16 protein-coding genes and 2 pseudogenes are annotated in these 18917 nt (G+C 63.6%); 11 read left to right on the top strand and 7 right to left on the bottom strand.

Annotation, left to right across the window (positions count from 1 at the left end):
* Positions 1-2: 2 nt before the first annotated feature.
* On the top strand, positions 3-176 hold the full coding sequence (locus tag LB568_RS10060) for a hypothetical protein (protein WP_013892673.1): 174 nt from the start codon (positions 3-5) through the stop codon (positions 174-176).
* Positions 177-205: 29 nt separating this feature from the next.
* On the opposite strand, the gene LB568_RS10065 is transcribed toward LB568_RS10060, so the two are convergent.
* Entirely contained in the window at positions 206-1126 is a 921-nt protein-coding gene (locus LB568_RS10065) for a diacylglycerol/lipid kinase family protein (RefSeq protein ID WP_013892674.1), read from the bottom strand.
* 289 nt (positions 1127-1415) lie between these two features.
* Here LB568_RS10065 and LB568_RS10070 point away from each other — a divergent pair, with 289 nt between their 5' ends.
* Entirely contained in the window at positions 1416-2723 is a 1308-nt protein-coding gene (locus LB568_RS10070) for a PRC-barrel domain-containing protein (RefSeq protein ID WP_013892675.1), read from the top strand.
* Between the two features lie 118 nt (positions 2724-2841).
* Here LB568_RS10070 and LB568_RS10075 read toward each other — a convergent pair whose 3' ends face one another.
* Complete coding sequence (locus LB568_RS10075; RefSeq protein ID WP_224730003.1) at positions 2842-4395, bottom strand: alkaline phosphatase family protein; 1554 nt, start codon at positions 4393-4395, stop codon at positions 2842-2844.
* Positions 4396-4621: 226 nt separating this feature from the next.
* Between LB568_RS10075 and LB568_RS10080 the strand changes: the two are divergent.
* From LB568_RS10080 to LB568_RS10095, 4 genes and pseudogenes are all read left to right on the top strand, one after another.
* Positions 4622-5553, top strand: a pseudogene (locus LB568_RS10080) (VOC family protein).
* A gap of 4 nt (positions 5554-5557) precedes the next feature.
* Entirely contained in the window at positions 5558-6178 is a 621-nt protein-coding gene (locus tag LB568_RS10085) for an alpha/beta hydrolase (protein ID WP_140573296.1), read from the top strand.
* Positions 6179-6180: 2 nt separating this feature from the next.
* Positions 6181-6480, top strand: coding sequence for a GNAT family N-acetyltransferase (locus LB568_RS10090; RefSeq protein WP_140573295.1), 300 nt, complete (start codon positions 6181-6183; stop codon positions 6478-6480).
* Between the two features lie 142 nt (positions 6481-6622).
* Positions 6623-7681, top strand: coding sequence for a dipeptidase (locus tag LB568_RS10095; protein ID WP_224730004.1), 1059 nt, complete (start codon positions 6623-6625; stop codon positions 7679-7681).
* A 5-nt stretch (positions 7682-7686) separates the two neighbouring features.
* On the opposite strand, the gene LB568_RS10100 is transcribed toward LB568_RS10095, so the two are convergent.
* The 4 genes from LB568_RS10100 to LB568_RS10115 all read right to left on the bottom strand — a co-directional run bounded on the left by LB568_RS10100 (position 7687) and on the right by LB568_RS10115 (position 12556).
* The gene (locus LB568_RS10100) at positions 7687-7938 is read right to left on the bottom strand and encodes a hypothetical protein (protein WP_224730005.1); all 252 of its coding nucleotides are present in this window, start codon (positions 7936-7938) and stop codon (positions 7687-7689) included.
* A 2-nt stretch (positions 7939-7940) separates the two neighbouring features.
* Positions 7941-9170: an aminomethyltransferase family protein gene (locus tag LB568_RS10105; RefSeq protein ID WP_224730006.1), complete on the bottom strand. Its 1230-nt coding sequence runs from the start codon at positions 9168-9170 to the stop codon at positions 7941-7943.
* 214 nt (positions 9171-9384) lie between these two features.
* On the bottom strand, positions 9385-10950 hold the full coding sequence (locus tag LB568_RS10110; protein ID WP_224730007.1) for a phytoene desaturase family protein: 1566 nt from the start codon (positions 10948-10950) through the stop codon (positions 9385-9387).
* Complete coding sequence (locus LB568_RS10115; RefSeq protein WP_224730008.1) at positions 10937-12556, bottom strand: phytoene desaturase family protein; 1620 nt, start codon at positions 12554-12556, stop codon at positions 10937-10939. Before LB568_RS10115 ends, LB568_RS10110 begins: the two co-directional genes overlap by 14 nt.
* A 194-nt stretch (positions 12557-12750) precedes the next feature.
* Between LB568_RS10115 and LB568_RS10120 the strand changes: the two genes are divergently transcribed.
* The 5 genes and pseudogenes from LB568_RS10120 to LB568_RS10140 form a co-directional block, all read left to right on the top strand.
* Positions 12751-13545, top strand: a complete 795-nt coding sequence (locus LB568_RS10120; RefSeq protein ID WP_224730009.1) for a methyltransferase domain-containing protein — start codon at positions 12751-12753, stop codon at positions 13543-13545.
* A gap of 6 nt (positions 13546-13551) precedes the next feature.
* Positions 13552-14259, top strand: coding sequence for a transcriptional regulator BetI (gene betI / locus LB568_RS10125; RefSeq protein WP_224730010.1), 708 nt, complete (start codon positions 13552-13554; stop codon positions 14257-14259).
* A 25-nt stretch (positions 14260-14284) separates the two neighbouring features.
* Complete coding sequence (locus LB568_RS10130; protein WP_224730011.1) at positions 14285-15367, top strand: ABC transporter substrate-binding protein; 1083 nt, start codon at positions 14285-14287, stop codon at positions 15365-15367.
* Positions 15368-15477: 110 nt separating this feature from the next.
* Positions 15478-16560, top strand: coding sequence for an extracellular solute-binding protein (locus LB568_RS10135; protein ID WP_224730012.1), 1083 nt, complete (start codon positions 15478-15480; stop codon positions 16558-16560).
* Positions 16554-17867 (top strand): annotated as a pseudogene (locus tag LB568_RS10140) (flavin monoamine oxidase family protein); the annotation flags it as partial. The gene LB568_RS10135 and the pseudogene LB568_RS10140, both read left to right, overlap by 7 nt.
* Here the strand turns inward: LB568_RS10140 and LB568_RS10145 are convergent.
* Entirely contained in the window at positions 17831-18904 is a 1074-nt protein-coding gene (locus tag LB568_RS10145; RefSeq protein WP_224730106.1) for an ABC transporter ATP-binding protein, read from the bottom strand. The pseudogene LB568_RS10140 and the gene LB568_RS10145 sit on opposite strands and share 37 nt — an antisense overlap.
* Positions 18905-18917 lie beyond the last annotated feature (13 nt).

The following is an 18917-nucleotide window of genomic DNA, read 5'->3' on the forward strand; positions in this document are numbered from 1 at the left end:
CCATGATCAAGATCATTCCCGAAAACAAAGCGCGTCAGGGGCGATGGGGCAGGCATGGCTTGCGTATCCTGATCGCCGCGCTGCTTCTCGCCTTCGCGGCCTGGGGCATCGCCGAAATCTATGGCGAGGTCGCCAAGACGCCGGCGACAGAGCAAGGAAGCGCGCCGAGCAACTAGAGCCTTGACCGTCATCGTCCGAGATCGCATCAGGCGGCCTTTGCCTCGGCAATGCTGGCCGGCACCAGGACATTGAGCGCGCCAGGCCGGATTTCGAGCGTCGTGTCGCGGTCGAGCCTGACCAGTTCGCCATCCATCACAGCGTGGAACTTCTTACTGCCCGAGTGGATTTTCAGAACCGCCCGGTCGGCTTGGTGGATTTCGACATGCTCGTTGTCGCGCCATTTGCCACGCGCCACGTCGAAGAAGAATTTGACCAGTTCTGCACGCTGCTGCGCCACCGTGACGTAGATACCGAGCACGCCGCCAGCAGGGTTGTCGGCATAGGGCAGGTGGCCTTCGCCAAACAAATTGTTGGTAATACCGATGCCGGTGATGCGCGCCGCGATCTCGGTTTCGCCGATATTTAACGTGACGTTCATCGCCGGCGGATTCTTGATCGTCGCCCACGCCGCCTTCGCCGAAGCCCCGATCTTTCCCAGGCGCGAACCGAATTCCATCCTTTGGCGCAACTGAACCATCCTCGCATGCATGCCGATGGAGAACTGATGGATGAAGGGCTGGCCGTTGGCCGTGGCCATGTCGACGGCGATGATTTCGCCGTCAGCGAAGGATTTCAGCGCGGCATCGAGCGACTGTGGAATGCCCAGGCCGCGTGCGAACAGGTTCATGGTGCCAGCCGGCAATATGGCAAGCGCTTTGTTCTTGCCCATCAGCCTGGCGGCCGCGGCGGAAATGGTTCCGTCGCCGCCACCGGCCAGCACGACATCGACGGCACGGCGCGAAGCGACGCTGTCGAGGGTTTCGACCACGTCCTTGCCGGCAACGACATCGATGCTGAGAGAATGGCCAGCACTTTCCAGGGTCCGACGCATCCTGTCGGAAAAAGCCGCGAGGTCGGTGGTGCGCATGGTGCCACCGTCCCGGTTCAGCACCGCCGCAAATTTCATGCCCCGCTCCGCTGCCTAAGACACAGTCCGGCCGGCATGCGCCCAGCCGAAGGCTGAAACGCAGCGAAGCGGAAAAGGTTCCGGCGGCACCGGGATCCGCGGTTGCATCCAGTGGGCCTGCCCCGCATTTCGCTTCAGGTTTTCATCACCAATGCCACGCGGCTTTTTGTCGGAACAACAGCATGGTCACGACGTTGTGAACTTGTAGAAATGCCGCGCTCGATCTCACCGGCGACGGTCAAAACCGGGCGCGGCGTGCACGCAACTCAGGCACGCAGGAGAGATGATCATGATCCGCACCCTTTTAGCTTCGACCGCACTCGCAGCCCTGGTCGCGACCGGCGCCTTTGCGCAGACCGAGGCAAGCCCGGGACCGGCCACACCTTCCGTCCAGCAGCCCGCCGCTGGTTCGGCGATACACGCCGAAGGTAGCATCGTCACCAACATCATCGGCGAATCCGTCTATAACGGCCCCGGTGACGACGCCGAAAATATCGGCAAGGTCACCGATGTCGTCTTCGACAAGGATGGCATGACGAAATCCGTCGTCATCGGCGTCGGCGGCTTTCTCGGTGTCGGAACGAAGGATGTCGCCTTCGACTACGACAAGCTGCAATGGGCCGAGAAGAATGGCGACCGGTGGCTGATTGCCAAGACAACCAAGGACGAGTTGAAGGCCCAACCTGAATTCGACAGCAAGCCTTATGAACCCGCGTCAGCGCCTGCGGCTTCCAACGCGGCAGCACCCGCGGCAACGGATACGGCACAGGCACCTGCCGCCGCACCGGCCGAGCCGGTAAAGCGCGCCGATGGCAATCTTGCCACCAACATCATCGGTGAGACCGTCTACAACGGCACCGGCGACGACGCGCAGAACATCGGCAGCGTCAACGACATCGTGCTGAGCAAGGAGGGCAAGGCCCAGTCACTGGTGATCGGCGTGGGCGGGTTCCTTGGCCTCGGGGCCAAGAACGTGACCTATGACTTCAACAAGGCACAGTGGGCCGAGAAGAACGGCGACCGCTGGCTGGTGGCGCAGACCACCAAGGAAGAGCTGCAGGCGCAACCGGATTTCAACCGCAAGGCCTATGATCCGGTGCCGGCAACGACGGCGTCCAATGCACCGGCGGCAACCACTCCGGCCGCCGCGCCCTCCGGCACGACGGCCCCCGCCGCTCCGGCAAACAAGACGGCGCAGGCGCCGGCATCCCCAGATGCCTCGGCTCCCGACCAGACGCAGACCGCGGCCATCGACAAGTCGGCGCTGACGGAAATGCCGATTGGCGAAATCCGTGGCGAGGACCTGAAAGGCACGACCGTCTATGGCGCCAATGATGCCAAGGTCGGCGAGATCGGCGATGTCGTGCTGACGCCCGACAACAAGCCCGACGCCGTGATCGTCGACGTCGGCGGCTTCCTCGGCATAGGCTCGAAGGAAGTGGCTGTCGGCATGGATAATTTGAAGTTCATGACCGACAAGAACGGCAAGAAGTACCTGTACACGACCTTCACCAAGGAACAGCTCCAGGCCCAGACCGCCTATGACAAGGGCAGCTATGCCGAGAAGCGGGACCAGCAGCGGATGATTGTGAGGTAAGGGAATAGGGATAGGCAGTAGGCAGTAGGGAATAGGGAAGAATAGAGCTGGCCAACATCAGGCCGCCGCGGATGCTCTACTGCCTACTGCCTACTGCCTACTGCCTACTGCCTACTGCCTACTGCCTACTGCCTACATACCCAGCCACACCATTGTCCGTCAGTTCCGCCAGCGCCAGTGACTGGTCGAGATGTTCGGCACGCCAGGCGAGAAGCCGCTCGGCGAATTCCAGACGGGTGGACAGATGCGCAGGGCTGGTGGCGAGGTTGGTCAGTTCGCCAGGGTCTGCCTCGACGTCGAAAAGCAAGGGTGGCAAGCCGCCGCCGAAATGTACGTATTTGAATTTTTTGGTGCGGATGACGGCCAAATTGCACTGGCGCGAGGCAATGCCGAAATGCCGCTCGGCCTCGCCGTCCGCGATCGAGCGGAAATCGAACTCCCAATGAGCGGCGTCGCGCCAGACAGCGGGCGTTCCGCCGCTCAGGAACGGTTTCAGCGAGCATCCGTCGAGATGCGGCTCGGGGGCCCCACCAAGCAGATCCATAAGCGTGGGTAAGATGTCGACCGCTTCGGTGAAGCGATCGACCGTGCTGCCGGCGGCTTTGCGATGTCGCGGATCGCGAATGACCAGCGGGATGTGGTAGCTGCCGTCGAAGTAGCCGCCCTTGCCCAGCATGAAATGGTCGCCCATCATCTCGGCGTGGTCCGACGTCAGCACGATGAGGGTGTCGTTCCACGCACCCGCGGCCTTGACTGCTTGCCAGATGCGGCCGAGTTGCGCGTCCATCTCCGCGATCATGCCGTAATAGATCGCGCGGATCTGGCGGAAATCATCCTCGCTCCAGTCGTGCACTTTGCCCACAGCGCCGGATCGGAACTTCGCGCGTTTCTGCCGGCCAAGATCATAGGCGAGATAGGGATGGCTCTGCGCTTCGGCGCGCCAGCTTTCCGCGCGGTGAAAGACCGGGCCGTCGGCCGGATCGTACAGCGTGTTGTAGGGCTCCGGCACGATGAAGGGTGGGTGCGGGCTGATGAAGGAGAGATGCGCGAACCAGGGCGTGGCCTGCTCCTGCTCGCCCAGCCAGCGGATGAACTCACCGGCAAGGAAAGCCGTCGGCGTATGGTCTTTCGAATAGGCTGGCGGCGCCTCTGTCACTGCGTCGGCATGATCTTCCAGGGGACGATGGATGCCGGGCGATCCGGCGCTGACATCGATGCCTTGCTGCTTCAGCCAGGAAAGCCATTGCTTCTGATGCTCGGGCAGCAGCTGGCGCACCGTGAAACCCGGCAGCACGCCTTCGTAGCTTTGCAGCCTTGGGTCGCCTGGCGCCAGCAAGCGCGGATCGAGCGACACATCGGTGTAGCCGAACAGCGTCGGGTCGTAGCCCAGACTGCGCGCATGCAGCGCAATGTTGCCGTGGCGAGCGTCGAGTGGCGTGCCGTTGCGGCAGACGCGATTGTTCATCTGGTAGAGGCCGGTGTAGAGGCAGGCGCGAGCCGGCGAGCAAGGTGCGGCGCCGCCATAGTGGCGCTTGAACAGCACGCCTTCGGCGGCCAGCGCATCGGCATTCGGCGTCTTCACCACGGGATGGCCGGCGGCCGAGAGGCTATCGCCGCGCCACTGGTCGCAGGTAATCAGGAGAACGTTGGGGCGCCTGCCTGTTCCAGCCACGTGTTATACCTTTCGCTGCATTGTTCGAACGCCGCTCATGGACCGATTTCCGGCAATGGCGCAAGACCGCTTCTGTCACTCGATTGGTGAACAAATAGCTTTCGATTGTTCACTTTTGCAGCACAGTCCATTCTGTGTTTGCCGCCTTTGCCGCAAACGGTGGTGTCCTCATATTGGCGTGGACAGCGGCGAGGGCCGCACAGACACCAAGGGAAGGAGCAAGACAATGCTCGACCAGATCAAGGGGCTGCATCACGTCACCTCGATGGCCAAGGATGCAAGGCAGAACAACGATTTCTTCACCCACAAGCTCGGCCTGCGCCGGGTTAAGAAAACCGTCAATTTCGACGCGCCCGACATCTACCATCTCTATTATGGCGACGAGGTCGGCACGCCCGGTTCGGTGATGACTTATTTCCCGTTTCCCAACATCGGCAAGGGCCGTCGCGGGGTCGGCGAAGTCGGCACCACGGTTTATTCCGTGCCGCAGGGCACGCTCGCCTATTGGGAAAAGCGCTTTGCCGATGAAGGCGTGACCGGCGTCTCGCGCGGGGAGAGCTTCGGTGAGAAGCGGATCAGGTTTGATGGCCCCGACGGCGACGGTTTCGCGCTGGTCGAGGACAAGGCCGACAGCCGTGCGCCCTGGGCCAAGGGCGGTATTCCCGCCGACGAGGCGATCCGTGGCTTTCACTCGGTTGCGCTCAGGCTGAAGGATGGCGGCGCCACCGAGGAGCTCTTGAAGTTCATGGGCTACGAGGAAGTCGAGAATCGGGCACGGTCAGGCGGCTGGCGCTGAAGAACGGCAACGGCGCCGATGTCGTCGACATCGAATCGCTGCCGACGGCGGCCTTCGCCGATCTCGGCGCCGGCTCCGTCCACCATGTCGCCTTTGCCGTCGAGAACCGCGCCAAGCAGCTCGAAGTGCGCAAGGCTCTGATCGACACCGGCTATGCGGTGACGCCGGTGATCGACCGTGACTATTTCTGGGCGATCTATTTCCGCACACCGGGCGGTGTGCTGTTCGAAGTCGCCACCAACGAACCGGGTTTCGACAGGGATGAAGATACCGCTCATCTCGGTGAGGCGCTGAAGCTGCCGACGCAGCACCAGCACCTCAGACCCTATCTCGAACAGCATCTGCAGAAACTGGAAGGCTGAAGCCATGAGCAAGGACGCCTACATCCACAAGGTGCTGCCCGGTTCGCCCGGCGGTCCGTTGCTCTTCGTCTTCCATGGCACGGGAGGCGACGAGAGCCAGCTTGTCTCACTGGGGCGCGATCTCGCGCCTCAGGCCACCATCATCTCGCCGCGTGGCGATGTGTCCGAACAAGGCGCGGCGCGCTTCTTCCGCCGTACCGGTGAGGGCGTCTATGACATGGACGATTTGGCGCGGGCGACGGGCAAGATGGCAGGGTTCGTCAAGGCGCATGTCGAGGCTGCGAAGCCATCGGCGGTGCTTGGCCTCGGCTATTCCAACGGCGCCAACATCCTGGCCTCGGTGGTGTTCGGGGCACCGGCACTGTTCGACGCTTCGGTGCTGATGCATCCGCTGATCCCGTTCGAACCACAGGTCAACGGCAGCCTCGCCGGCCGTCACATCTTGGTGACCGCCGGCAAGCGCGATCCGATCTGCCCGCCGAACCTGACGACACGGCTCGAAGCCTATTTGCGTGCCGACGGCGCCGATGTCACAGTGGAGTGGCACGATGGCGGGCACGAGGTGCGGCCGAATGAGATCGAGGCGGCCCGGCTTTTTTTTGCCGGTGCCGCGCAAGGAGTCTAGAGATGCCCGACCAACTGCCTGAAATCGAACTGGAGGATCGCGGCTCCAAGGGCCGCTATGTCTTGCGCGGCCCCGGTGGCGCCGAGGCCGAGATGACCTTCACCAAGATCGGCGAGCACCAGATCATCATCGATCACACAGAAGTGCCGGACGTCTTTCGCGGCCAGGGTGCCGGGCTTCGGCTCGTGACCCGCGCCGTCGAGGATGCGCGTGCGGCGGGCAAGAAGATCATCCCGCTTTGTCCGTTCGCCAACGCCCAGTTCCGCCGGCATAAGGAATGGGTCGACGTGCTGAAGCAATAGGATCGTACAGGCGGGTGATCAGCTGCGCGGGGACAAAAGCGCAGCCACTGGCACGGCTTTGTAATTTGCGCGGGTAGCACATCGTGCCTAAGTGGGTATGATAATCGCTCCCGCGCCGACAAACGAACCGAATGATCCCCCAATGACCGCATCCGATCTCGTCCCCGTCTTCGACGGCCATAACGACACGCTGCTCAGGCTGTATCAGTCCAAGGACACGGACGTCGAAAAGCTGTTTAGCGAGGGGAAATCGGGCGGCCACATCGATCTGCCGCGCGCCAAGGCCGGCGGCTTTGCCGGCGGCATGTTCGCCATCTTTCCGCCGCCGGTCGAGAAAGCCAGGCGCAGCGCCGTACCCTCGGCACCGAGCGACAGCGAGCCTTTGCCTCCCGAAGTCCCGCGCACCGATGCGCTCAACTCGACGATCGCTATGGCCTCGATCCTGTTTCGGCTGGAACGGGCGGGGACGCTGGCCGTCTGCCGCAGCGCCGCCGATGTGCGCAACGCCATGGCCAAAGGCACGACCGCGGCCGTGTTCCACATCGAGGGCGTCGAAGCCATCGATCCCGAACTCACCATGCTCGACGTGCTGCATGCCGCGGGCCTGCGTTCGCTCGGCATCGTCTGGAGCCGGCCGAATGCCTTTGGCCATGGCGTGCCGTTCCGCTTTCCCTCTTCGCCCGACACCGGGCCTGGGCTGACCGATGCCGGCAAGGCGCTGGTCAAGGCCTGCAACGAGCTGAAGATCATGATCGACCTCTCGCATCTCAACGAGAAAGGCTTTCGCGACGTGGTTGCGCTTAGTGATGCACCGCTGGTTGCCACGCACTCCAACGTGCATGCGATCTGCGGTCATTCGCGCAACCTCACCGACTGGCAACTCGGCGCGATCCGCGAGTCCGGCGGCATGGTCGGGCTGAACTTTGCCACCGGGTTCCTGCGCGAGGACGGCCGCATGAATGCCGACACCAGCCTCGATATCATGGTGCGCCATGTCGATTCCCTGCTGCAGGCCTTGGGCGAGGATGGCGTCGGTCTCGGCTCGGATTTCGACGGCGCCATGATCCCGGCAGTCATCGGAGATGTGGCCGGCCTGCCGAAGCTGATCGATGCGCTGGCCGCGCGCGGCTTCGGACGAGCGCTGATCGAGAAGATCGCTTACCGCAACTGGCTAAGCATGCTGGAAAGAACGATAGGCTGAACCACCTATTCGAAGCCGATGCGCTTCAGCCAGTCCTTGCCGACGCCACGATCCCTGATGATCGGCAGCGGGTTTTCCGAATCGAGCCTTGCGCAGATGCGATAGACTTCGAGCGTCTCGGCGCTCATCTCGCCGCGTTTGTAGAAGTACATGGCGGCGGCATAGCGCGTGCGTCCCGACCATTTCTCGCCGAGCGGCGTGTTGACCAGCTCCCACTGCTCGGTGGCTTCCCCATCTTCATCTGTCTTGCCGGCCATGGTCAGAAATCCGCCGGCGGATTGGCGGTGCGGCGATCGAGTTTTATGAAGGGTCGCGCCACCACCTTGGCCCGCTTCATCAGCTTCTGGTATTGCAGCTCGCGCATGGCGTAGATCTCGACCCAGAGGTCCTCCACCACAGTATCACCGTAGGGCCGCGCCAGCGAGGCGATGGCGATGTTGCGCTTGGCCATCGGCGACCACATGGCGGCGCTGACCAGACCGACCTCCTGGCTTTTCTTGTGGTAGACAATGGCGTGTTCGGCCGGGACGTTGCCTTCGATCTCCAGTCCGACCAGCACATGGCGGAGCCTGCGTTTGGCGCGGGCCTCGAGAATAGCGCGGCGGCCGTTGAAATGGCCTTTTTCGGGATCGATCATGAAGCCGAGCCCGATCTCGTCCGGCATGCGCAAGCGGTCGGCGCGAATGGCGTGCTCGGCTGTGGTGAAGTCCGCATTGGCGACGATCAGCCCGGCCTCGAGCCGCGCGCGATTGAGTGCGGTGTAGCCGATGGCGCGGATGCCGCGCAGCTCGCCCGCCGCCATCAGCCGGTCCCAGAGGCTCAGCGCCTTGTCGGCCGGCACGAACAGTTCGTAGCCGAGATCACCGGTGAAGCCGGTGCGCGAAATGTTGACGGCACCGCCGTCATGGGGAAAATCGGTGAGGTCAAAGACCTTGAGTTTCTCGACGCCGACGAAGCCGGCATCGCGCAGGACGGCGAAGGAGGTCGGCCCTTGCAACGCAAGGCCGGCGACGGCCTCGGTTTCTTCCTCGACCGTGACGCTGAAGCCAATGGCGCTGTCGAGAAGCCAGGGCAGATGCCGCTCCTGCGAACAGAGCCGGAAGCGTGTCGGCGACAGCCGGAACAGCATACCGTCATCGAGGACGAAACCCGCGTCGTCGCACCACGCCGTATAGTGGACGCGGCCGGGCTTGAGCTTCGTCACGTCGCGCAAGGTGACGCGGTCGAGGAAGGCTTCGGCGTCCGGCCCTTCGATCCGGTATTTGGTCATCGGCGAAATGTCGAACAGCGCCGCCTGGCTGCGGATGGCAAAATATTCAAGCTCCTCGTCCCACAGCGAATGCGGCGCGCGGTAGCCGGCCCAATTGTACCAGTCCTGGGTCTTGGCCAGCGCATCGAGGCGCGGCTGGAACGGCGTGCCGAGGCGCAGCGTGCGGAAATGGGATTGCGCGGCGATGCGGGCAGAGTTGATTTCCACATGATGATTCATGACGGCGTTCCTTTGCGCCCCCCTCTGTCCTGCCGGACATCTCCCCCTCTTGGGGGGAGATTGGACGTCGTCGTCGGCGATTTCGCCAATTCTCGACGTTGCAAGGAAAGCGCCGACCGAGCGAACTGCCAATCTCCCCCCAAGAGGGGGAGATGTCCGGCAGGACAGAGGGGGGCGCCGTGGGGCTGGACTTCCGTGAATAGAAAAATCATGCTCACCCCTTCATCGCAATAATACGCCGCGCAGCGTTCAGGCCCGGCGCACCCGAAACACCGCCACCTGGATGCGAGCCGGCGCCAGCCAGGAACAGTCCGTCGACGGGCGTGTCGTAGCCCGACCAGCCTGAGACGGGACGCGAGATCAGCATCTGGTCGGCCTGCAGTTCGCCGTGGTGCCAATGGCCGCCGGGCATGCGGTAGCGCGCCTCGATGTCGGCCGGTGTCAGAAGCCCGGCATGGACAACGCTCTTGCCGATGCCGGGGGCATAGGTGTCGAGCTGCGCCATGATAGCCTTGAGGAAGTTCGGCTTGCCGGCAGTCCAGCCCTCTTTCAACCCGTAGGGCGCGTATTGCACCACCGCCGACAGCACACAGGCTCCGTCAGGCGCGAGCGATGGATCGGCAAGGCTGGGCAGTGTGATCTCCATCACCGGCTCGGGCGAGAATTCGCCATATTTGGACGGGTTGAAGGCGCGCTCGACATGGTCGGACGAGGGCGCGATGACGAGGCGGCCCTTGTGACCGGCGGCATCGACGCCGGCGAATTGCGGCGGCCGGTCGAGCGCCAGATTGAGCTTTGCGGCATCGCCCTTCATGCGGATGTTCTTCACCTTGCGCACGAAGCCGGTGTCGAGCTGGCGCGGGCCGACAAGATCGAGGAAGGTGGTTGCCGGGTTGATGGCGGAGACGATTGTTCTGGCGCGCAGCTCCTCGCCATTGTCGAGCGCGACACCGACGGCGCGGCCGTTCTCGACAATGATTTTTGCGACCGGAACCGATGTGCGGATTGTCACGCCGGCCTTCTCCGCCGAAGCGCGAATGGCGGTGACGACCGCACCCATGCCGCCTTGCGGCAGCATCTGCGCACCGGCCGCCTCGCCGGCCTCGCCGGCCAGGCGATAGTAGAGGCCAAGCAGCGAAGTCGGCGAGCGTGGACCGAGATGGCTGCCGAGCGTCGCGTCGAAGGCGAGCAGGCCTTTCAGCCTGATATCGGTAAGCTGTTCGTCGAGCAGGTCGGCGACGTTCATCAGCAGCACGCGCAGGAAATCGCGCATGTCTTCCTTGCCGAGCTTCTTCAGCGCCAGCGCGGCCTGGCCGAGGGCAGCCGTCTCAAGCAGCGACATACCGGCAAGATCGGGCGGCCGGCGGGAGAGGAACGGTTTCAATATGCCGGCGTAGCGCAGCAGCTGCGCGCGCAATTCCTTCCAGGCCGATTGTTCGGAGGAACTGGCGCCGGTCAGCACCTCGCCATAGGCGCCATGCAGGACAAGCGGCGGACCATCCGTGGACAGAGCAACCGACGGCATGAAGTCGGCGCGCGCAATCTTTAGCCCGTGCTTCTCCAGTTCCAGCCTTTTAACCACATCGGGATGCAGCCGGTTCAGCAGATGAGCGACGGACGAGACGCGAAAGCCGGGCGCGAATTCCTCGGTGCGCGCGGCGCCGCCGATTTCGGCTCCAGCTTCCAGAACCAGCACCTTGCGGCCGGCCTTCGCCAGCGTGGCGGCGGCGACGAGGCCGTTGTGGCCGCCACCAATGATGATTGCATCAAATGACGTCATGGGCCGGGCTCATATGCGAGGTGGATCTGGCGAGATCACGCAGGATTTCTGCCGCGGCGTTGCGGCCGGGTGCACCCATGACGCCGCCGCCGGGATGTGTCGAGGAGCCGCACATATAGAGGCCACCGAGCGGCGAACGGTATTGCGCGTAGCCCGGCACCGGGCGGTTGAACAGAAGCTGGTCGAAGGTCAGTTCGCCCTGGAAAATGTTGCCTTCGGTGAGGCCGACCTCGGCCTCGATCTCGCGCGGCGTGCGCACCTCCATATGGACGATGCGGTCGCGGAAACCCGGCGAGTACTCGGCGATCTGCGCGATCACGCTCTCGGCGAAGCCGTCGCGATCGGCGTCGGTCCAGTCGCGGCCGTTCACCTTGGGCGGCGCATACTGCACGAAGCAGCTCATGAAGTGCTTGCCCGGCGGCGCCATCGTCGGGTCGAGCGTTGTCGGGATCACCATGTCGAGGAACGGGTCGGCCGACCAGCGACCGGCCTTCCAATCGTCGTAGGCGCGCTCCATGCGCTCCATCGAATCGGTGAAATGCATGTCGCCGCGATAGATTGGTGAATCCTTCGGCAGCGCCGGAAATTCCGGCAGCGAATCGAGCGCGATGTTGACCTTGCCGGAGGAGCCGCGGATCTTGAAGTTCCTGACCCGGCGCAGGAAAATGTCGGGCAGCTCCTTTTCCTCGACCAGCTTGAGGAAAGTGCGCTTCACATCGGCGTTGGAGACGACGAGCTTGCCGTAAATCTCCTCGCCGCCGGCCAGCACCACGCCCTTGGCCTTGCCTCGGTTCACCAGCACATGGTCGACCTCGGCGCCGGTGCGGATGGTGCCGCCCGAGGCCTTGAACGAAGCGGCCAGCGCTTTGGTCACCGCGCCCATGCCGCCGCGCGCATAGCCCCAGGCGCCGACCGAGCCGTCGACCTCGCCCATATAGTGGTGCAGCAACACGTAAGCCGTGCCCGGCGACATCGGCCCGAGCGCGGTGCCGATGATACCGGACAAAGCGAAGTTCGCCTTGATGACATCGGTCTCGAAATATTCGTCGAGGAATTCCGAGATCGACATGGTCCAGAACCGCAGCGTCAGCGCCATCTCCTCGGCGGAGAGGCCGGCGAATTTCTTGCCGAGATAGAGCAGCTCGCCGAGGTCGCGTGGCTTGAGGCTGGTCGGGTCGGGCGCGGTGCGCATCAACAGCGGCTGGATGAAGCGGCACTGCCGCGTCACATCGCGGGCGTAGCGGTCATAGGCTTCGGCGTCGCGCCTGGAGAAGCGGGCGAATTCGCGCCGATGGGCATCGTGGTCGCGGTAATTGGCGAGATAGTCGCCGTCGCGGGTGAACACCGCGCCGCCTTCGTAGGAGATGACCTGCAGGCCGAAGCGGGGCAATTCCAGGTCGCGCATGATTTCCGGACGAAACAGCGAGCAGACATAGGAGCAGTTGGAATAGAGGAAGCCCCGGGTCAATTCGCGGCTGGTGGCGGCGCCGCCGACCCAGTCGTTCTTCTCGACCACCAGCACGTCGAGGCCGGCGCGCTGCAGATAGCAGGCGTTGACCAGTCCATTGTGTCCGCCGCCGATGATGATCGCATCCCAAGCTTTCATTTTGGCTCAATTCCCACGTGCGACCCGCTGTTCATTTTTGCGTGATCTGTTCCCGATTGCGCGGAATTTGGCACGGCATCGGCCATTCTGTCCAGTCATACTGAATGAATGTTCAACAAATGATGTTGCGTTTTCCTCGGCATGCGCTACGCTTTGCCGACGTTCGAAACGGGCATTCATCGATTGGGGATCGAATGATCGAAACGGCAGATGCCGAGCCGGAGTATGACGACACCGCAATCCGCTTCCTCGAAGCGCTGTGGGGCGATGGTTACCTGTCGCCGGGTGGACCCGAGGAGGTCGACAGGGTGATCGAGGGGCTTTCGCTTGAGGGCAGGACGATCCTCGATATCGGCTGCGGCTCGGGCGGCATCACGCTGCATCTGGTCGAGCGCCACGGCGCCGCGCACGCCACCGGTTTCGATGTCGAACAGCCGGTGATCGAGGCGGCCCGACGGCGAGCTGCCGCGCGCGGGCTCACGGATCGCGCCAGCTTTCTCCAGGCGCCACCTGGACCGCTGCCTTTCGCCGATCGCTCCTTCGATGTCGTCTTTTCCAAGGACGCGCTGCTGCATGTGGCTGACAAGGACGCCTTGTTCGCCGAGATATTCCGCGTGCTGAAGCCCGGCGGTGTCTTCGCGGCCTCCAACTGGATGATTGGGCATGACGGCGAACCGTCACCCGAGATGAAGGCGTATGTCGCCGCCGAGGGCCTGTCCTTCGCCATGGCATCGCCGGCGCGCTATGCGCAGGCGATGCGCGGTGCGGGCTTTGCCGATGTCACCGTCACGGACCGCAATCCCTGGTATCGCGAGGTGGCGCGCGGCGAGCTGGAAAGGCTGAAAGGACCACTCTATGCGCCGGTCGCAGCCGCGGTCGGCGCGGCCTATGTCGACAAGAATATCAGGACCTGGGAAGCCATGCAGAAGGTGCTTGACAGTGGCGAGCACCGTCCCACTCATCTGCGCGGTTGGAAGCCGGTTGGATAGCCGGCAATGCTGGAGACCGTCACATCCATGAAGACTTCCGAAGCCAGGGACATTCTCGCTGAAACGGCGCCAAAGGGCGATGCCGAAAAGCGCGGCCGCAAGGCCTCGAAGGAGGTCCGTCGGCTGCAGCTGATCGAGGCGACGATCGATTCGCTGGCCAAGCGTGGCTATGCCGAGACGACGATGGCCGATGTCGCCGATGGCGCGGGCCTCTCGCGCGGCATCGTCAACTTCCATTTCGAGAGCAAGGAAAAGCTGCTGATCGCGACGCTGCAGCATATGTATGACGAGTATTCGGCGCATTGGCGCGCCTCCCTGCAGAAGGCAGGCGACGATCCGGCGCGGCAGCTGCAGCAACTGGTGTGGGCCGACTTCGACCGCTCGATCTGCAACAAGCGCAAGCTCGCCGCCTGGCTGGCCTTTTGGGGCGAGGCCAAGTCGCGGCCGACCTACCAGGCGCTGAGCAGTTCGCGCGATGCTTATTACCAGCAGGTCTTCATCGATCTCTGCACGACGCTCAAGCAGAGCGGCTCGTATGGCTATGAGCCACAGGTGATGGCGCTGGCGCTCAGCGCCATGCTGGAGGGGCTGTGGCTGCGGCTGATGATGGGGACCGAGGACACCACCCGCGAAACCGCCCTGCTGGCGGCCAACGAATTCCTGTCGGCTGCTTTCCCGAAGCACTACCCGCTGAAAGGCGCGACCAAAGCATAAGAAAACCACAGAGGATGGAACAGCAATGAAGACATTGACGAGACGCCTGACACTGACGCTCGCGCTGGCGGGAACGCTGGCGGCTTCGGCCGCCGCATTGGCGATCGCCGCCGACAAGGACCTGGTCGTATTCGACTGGTCCGGCTATGAAGACCCCAGCTTCCACCCGAAATATGTCGAGAAGAACGGCGATTCGCCCACCTTCGCCTTTTTCGGCGACGAGGACGAGGCCTTCGAGAAGGTGCGCTCCGGCTTCAAGGCCGATCTCGGCCATCCCTGTTCGCAAAGCGTGACGAAATGGCGCGAGGCCGGCCTGCTGCAGCCGCTCGACACGTCGAAGATCACCGGCTGGAAGGACCTCAACCCCGGCATCATGGGGATGAAGAACCTTGCCACGACCGATGACGGCAAGGCTTGGTTCATGCCCTGGGACTGGGGCAACACGCAGCTGACCTACAACTCCTCCAAGATCGACGAGAAGGACGTCCAGTCGCTGAAGGCGTTTGCCGATCCGAAGTTCAAGGGCCGGGTGTCGATCGGCGACAATGTCGATGACGCCTATGCGCTGGCGAGCCTCGCCATCGGTGTCAAGGACTGGACCAAGATGACGGACGACCAGTTCAAGCAGGCGTCCGACTTCCTGCGCCAGGTGCACAAGAACGTGCGCTCCTACTGGACCGACACCACCGACGTCGTTCAACTGCTGAGCGGCGGGGGGGTCGACCTCGCCTGGGCCTGGAACGATGCGACGGTGCAGTCGGTCGCGGCCGGCGTGCCGGTCAAGTCGAAGAAGGACACCAATGAGGGCATCTCGACCTGGGTCTGCGGCTATGTGCTGTTCAAGGATGCGCCCGGCAATATCGACAAGGCCTATGACTATCTGAACGCCGTCAACGATCCTGAGACAGCCAAGGTGCTGGTCAAGGACTGGGGTTACGGCCAGGCCAACGCCAAGGGCATGGCCGGCGTCGATCAGGCGATCCTGAAGGAAAAGGGCTATGACGACGTGCAGAAATTCATCGACAAGACCCTGTTCCAGTCGCCTGTTCCCTCGGATCTCAAGCTCAAGATGATCGCTGAGTTCGAGAAGATCAAAGCCGGTTACTGAGCCGGTTTCGCCTCTCCGTCCACGCGCCGGGATGGCGGGTGGACGGGCTCGCCAAGAGAGCCGAATTCTCCTAACCTCGCCGTAGCTTTTTCGCGATGGGGGAGTTTGCCATGAAGTCAGTGCTACGCCGCCTTGCCCTTGCCCTTGCCACTGTCTGCATGATCGGTGCCGGTCCGCTCCATGCCTTCGGCGAAGGCGGTGGCGATCTCGTGGTGTTCGACTGGTCGGGCTATGAGGACCCGCTGCTGCACCCGGCCTACACGACCAAATATGGCGCCGAGCCGACCTTCGCCTTCTTCGGCGACGAGGACGAAGCCTTCGAGAAGATGCGGGCGGGCTTCAAGGCCGACATCGCCCATCCCTGCTCGCAAAGCGTGGTCAAGTGGCGCGAGGCCGGCATGCTGCAGCCGCTCGACACCTCCCGGATCGCGGGCTGGAAGGATCTCAATCCCGGCATCATGGCGATGAAGGATCTAGCCGTCACCGCCGATGGCAAGGCCTGGTTCATGCCCTTCGACTGGGGCAACACGTCGTTGCTCTACCGCACCGACAAGGTAACGGCCGACGAGGCGCAGTCGCTCAGGATCTTCGCCGACCCGAAGTATAGGGGCCGCGTCACCATCGGCGACAATGTCGACGACGCCTATGCGCTGGCAAGCCTGGTCATTGGGCTGAAGGACTGGACCAAGATGACCGATGCCCAGTTCCAGGAGGCGTCCGCCTTCCTGCGCGATGTGCACAAGAACATCCGCTTCTACTGGACCGACGACACCGATCTCAACCAGGCCTTCATCGGCAATGAGGTCGATCTCGTCTGGGGCTGGAACGAGACCTATGTGACGCTGAAGGGGCAAGGCTTGCCGATCGCCATGAACCGCGACAGCAAGGAAGGCATTTCGACCTGGGTCTGCGGCTATGTTGTGATGAAGGATGCGCCGGGCAAGCTGGATGAAGCCTATGATTTCCTGAACGCGGTCAACGCTCCCGCTGTTTCGGACTATCTGGTCAAGACCTTCGGCTATGGCCACGGCAACGGCGCCGGCATGGCCGCGATCGACCACAAGGTGCTGGCCGACCGCGGCTTCGACAATCTCGACAAGTTTCTCGACAAGACGCTGTTCCAGCAGCCGGTGGCGCCAGAACTGAAGCAACGCATGGTCGCCGAGTTCGAGAAGATCAAGGCCGGCTATTGACGAACGATTTGGAAAGCACCGATGTCGTCATCGTCGGCGCCGGTTTCACCGGCCTGTCGGCAGCGCTCGAGCTGAAGAAGACCGGCATCGATTTCCTGCTGCTGGAAGCACGCGACCGTGTCGGCGGCAGGGTCGAAGCTGTTGGCAATGGGCTTGGCGAACGGATCGACAGTGGCGGACAGTTTTTCTGCGAAGACATGCCGGAAGTGACGTCGCTGGCCGCGGCGCGCGGCAAGGCCTTCGTCGAAACCTACGTGAATGGCGATTTCATCACCCATCCGTCGATGTCGATCGAAGAGGCCGCGCGAACCTATCATGGCGCGATGGCGATCCGCGAGCGCATGAACAGGATCGAGCCGGACGATGCCTCGATTGCCGGACTGACCGTCGCCGACTGGCTTGCCCGCCAGCCCGATCCGGCCGATGCCAGGGCGGCCTTCCGTTCTATGATCGAAGGCCTGTGGTGCCTGGCGCTGGACCATGTGCCGCTCTGGCATCTGATCGACAATGACCGGCGCATCACCAACGAGGTGCCGGAGCTGCAATATTTCCTGCGCGACACCATGCAATCGCTGGCCGACGATCTGGCGGGCGATCTGGGCGGCCAGGTGCGGCTCGGCGAGCCGGTCACGCGCGTCGAGCACGGTCCGCAAGGGGTTCGTGTCGTCTCGGCCAGCGGCGCCATAGAGGCGCGAGAAGTGCTGGTCGCGCTGCCGCCGGCGACGGCCGCGAAGCTCGATTTCGAGCCTGCCTTGCCGGTGGCCCTCAACAAGGCGCTTGGCGTGTGGGAAAGCGGTGCGGTGATCAAACTGCTCGTGCGCTATGCCAGGCCGTTCTGGCGTGATCGCGACTTGTGCGGCATGGTGATGTGGCGCGACCTGCCGGGGCTGTTTGCCTGCGACGCCAGCAAGGATGTCGACCACGCCGCGCTCGTCGTGTTCATCGGCGGCCCGCTGGCGCTGCGCTGGCGTGATCTCGGCGAGGCTAGGCTGCGCGCGGAAGTCACCGCCCGCCTGGAGGCAGCCCTCGGCCCGGAAGCCGGCGCCGTCATCGATTTCAGTTGGCGAGATTGGACACATGACCGCTGGAGCGGCGGCGCCTACAGCGATCTCGTCGTCGACGTGACGGCGAGGCACGCCGAGCGAACGATCCTTGCCGGCGCGCCGCCGGTGCATTTCGCCGCGTCGGAACTGTCGCCGTCATTTCCGGGCTATGTCGAGGGCGCGATCGTGGCGGGGCGCATCGCTGCCAGGAAGATCGCGGCCGCGCTTCAGTCCGACATCGCCACCAGGGCCTCGGGGTCGTAGGCGAGGCGAATCGGAGTGCCGACCGGAATGTCGTCGGCGCCGAAATCGTTGGTTTCGGTCACCGACAGCGGCTTTTCCAGGCCCGGTATCTCGACGATCAGATGGGTGATCTCGCCGAAATAGTGGCGCTCGACCACCTTGCCGGCGACCTCGAACTTCGCGGTTGCATTGTCCCACAGCACGCGCAGGCGCTCCGGCCGGATCCCCAGCGTGGCGCCACCGCCGTTGCGCACGAAAGCCTTCGGCTTGTCGGTCTTGACGCGGCCGAAGCCCAGCGTGTCGACGACCAGCGAGGCGCCGTTCTCCTCGACGATCTCGGCCTTGACGAAGTTCATGCCGCCGAGGAAGTCGGCGACCTGGCGGTTGACCGGCCGCTGGTAGATTTCCTTCGGCGAGGCGACCTGGGCGATCCTGCCGCCGAACATCACGGCAATGCGGTCGGACATGGCGAGCGCCTCATACTGGTCGTGGGTGACCAGCACGAATGTGATGCCGACCGCCTGCTGCAGGCGGCGCAGTTCGACCTGCATCTGCTCGCGCAGCTTCTTGTCGAGCGCCGACAGCGGCTCGTCGAGCAAGAGCACCTTGGGTCGCATCACCAGCGCGCGGGCGAGCGCCACGCGCTGCCGCTGGCCGCCGGAGAGTTCGGTGGCAAGCCGGTTGCCGAGCCCGGTCAGCGACACCTGCGCCAGCGCTTCCTCGACGCGGCGCTTCTCCTCGCCGCCTTGCAGCCTCAGCCGCTTCAGCCCGTATGCGACGTTCTGCTCGACATTGAGATGCGGGAAGATCGCGTAGCTCTGGAACACCATGTTGGTCGGTCGGCGGTTGGCCGGGATGCCTTCCATCGGCTGGCCGCCGACCGCGATCGAACCGCTGGTCGGATTGTCGAAGCCGGCGATCATGCGCAGCAGCGTGGTCTTGCCGCAGCCGGAAGGGCCGAGCAGCGAGAAGAACTCGCCTTCCCTGATGGTCAGCGAAGCATCGTCCAGCGCCTTGAACGCTCCGTAGCTGCGGGTGACGTTCTTGATCTCGATCATGGATCGCTGCGCC

This window comes from Mesorhizobium sp. B263B2A (genome assembly GCF_020165775.1).
GTDB lineage: Bacteria > Pseudomonadota > Alphaproteobacteria > Rhizobiales > Rhizobiaceae > Mesorhizobium > Mesorhizobium opportunistum.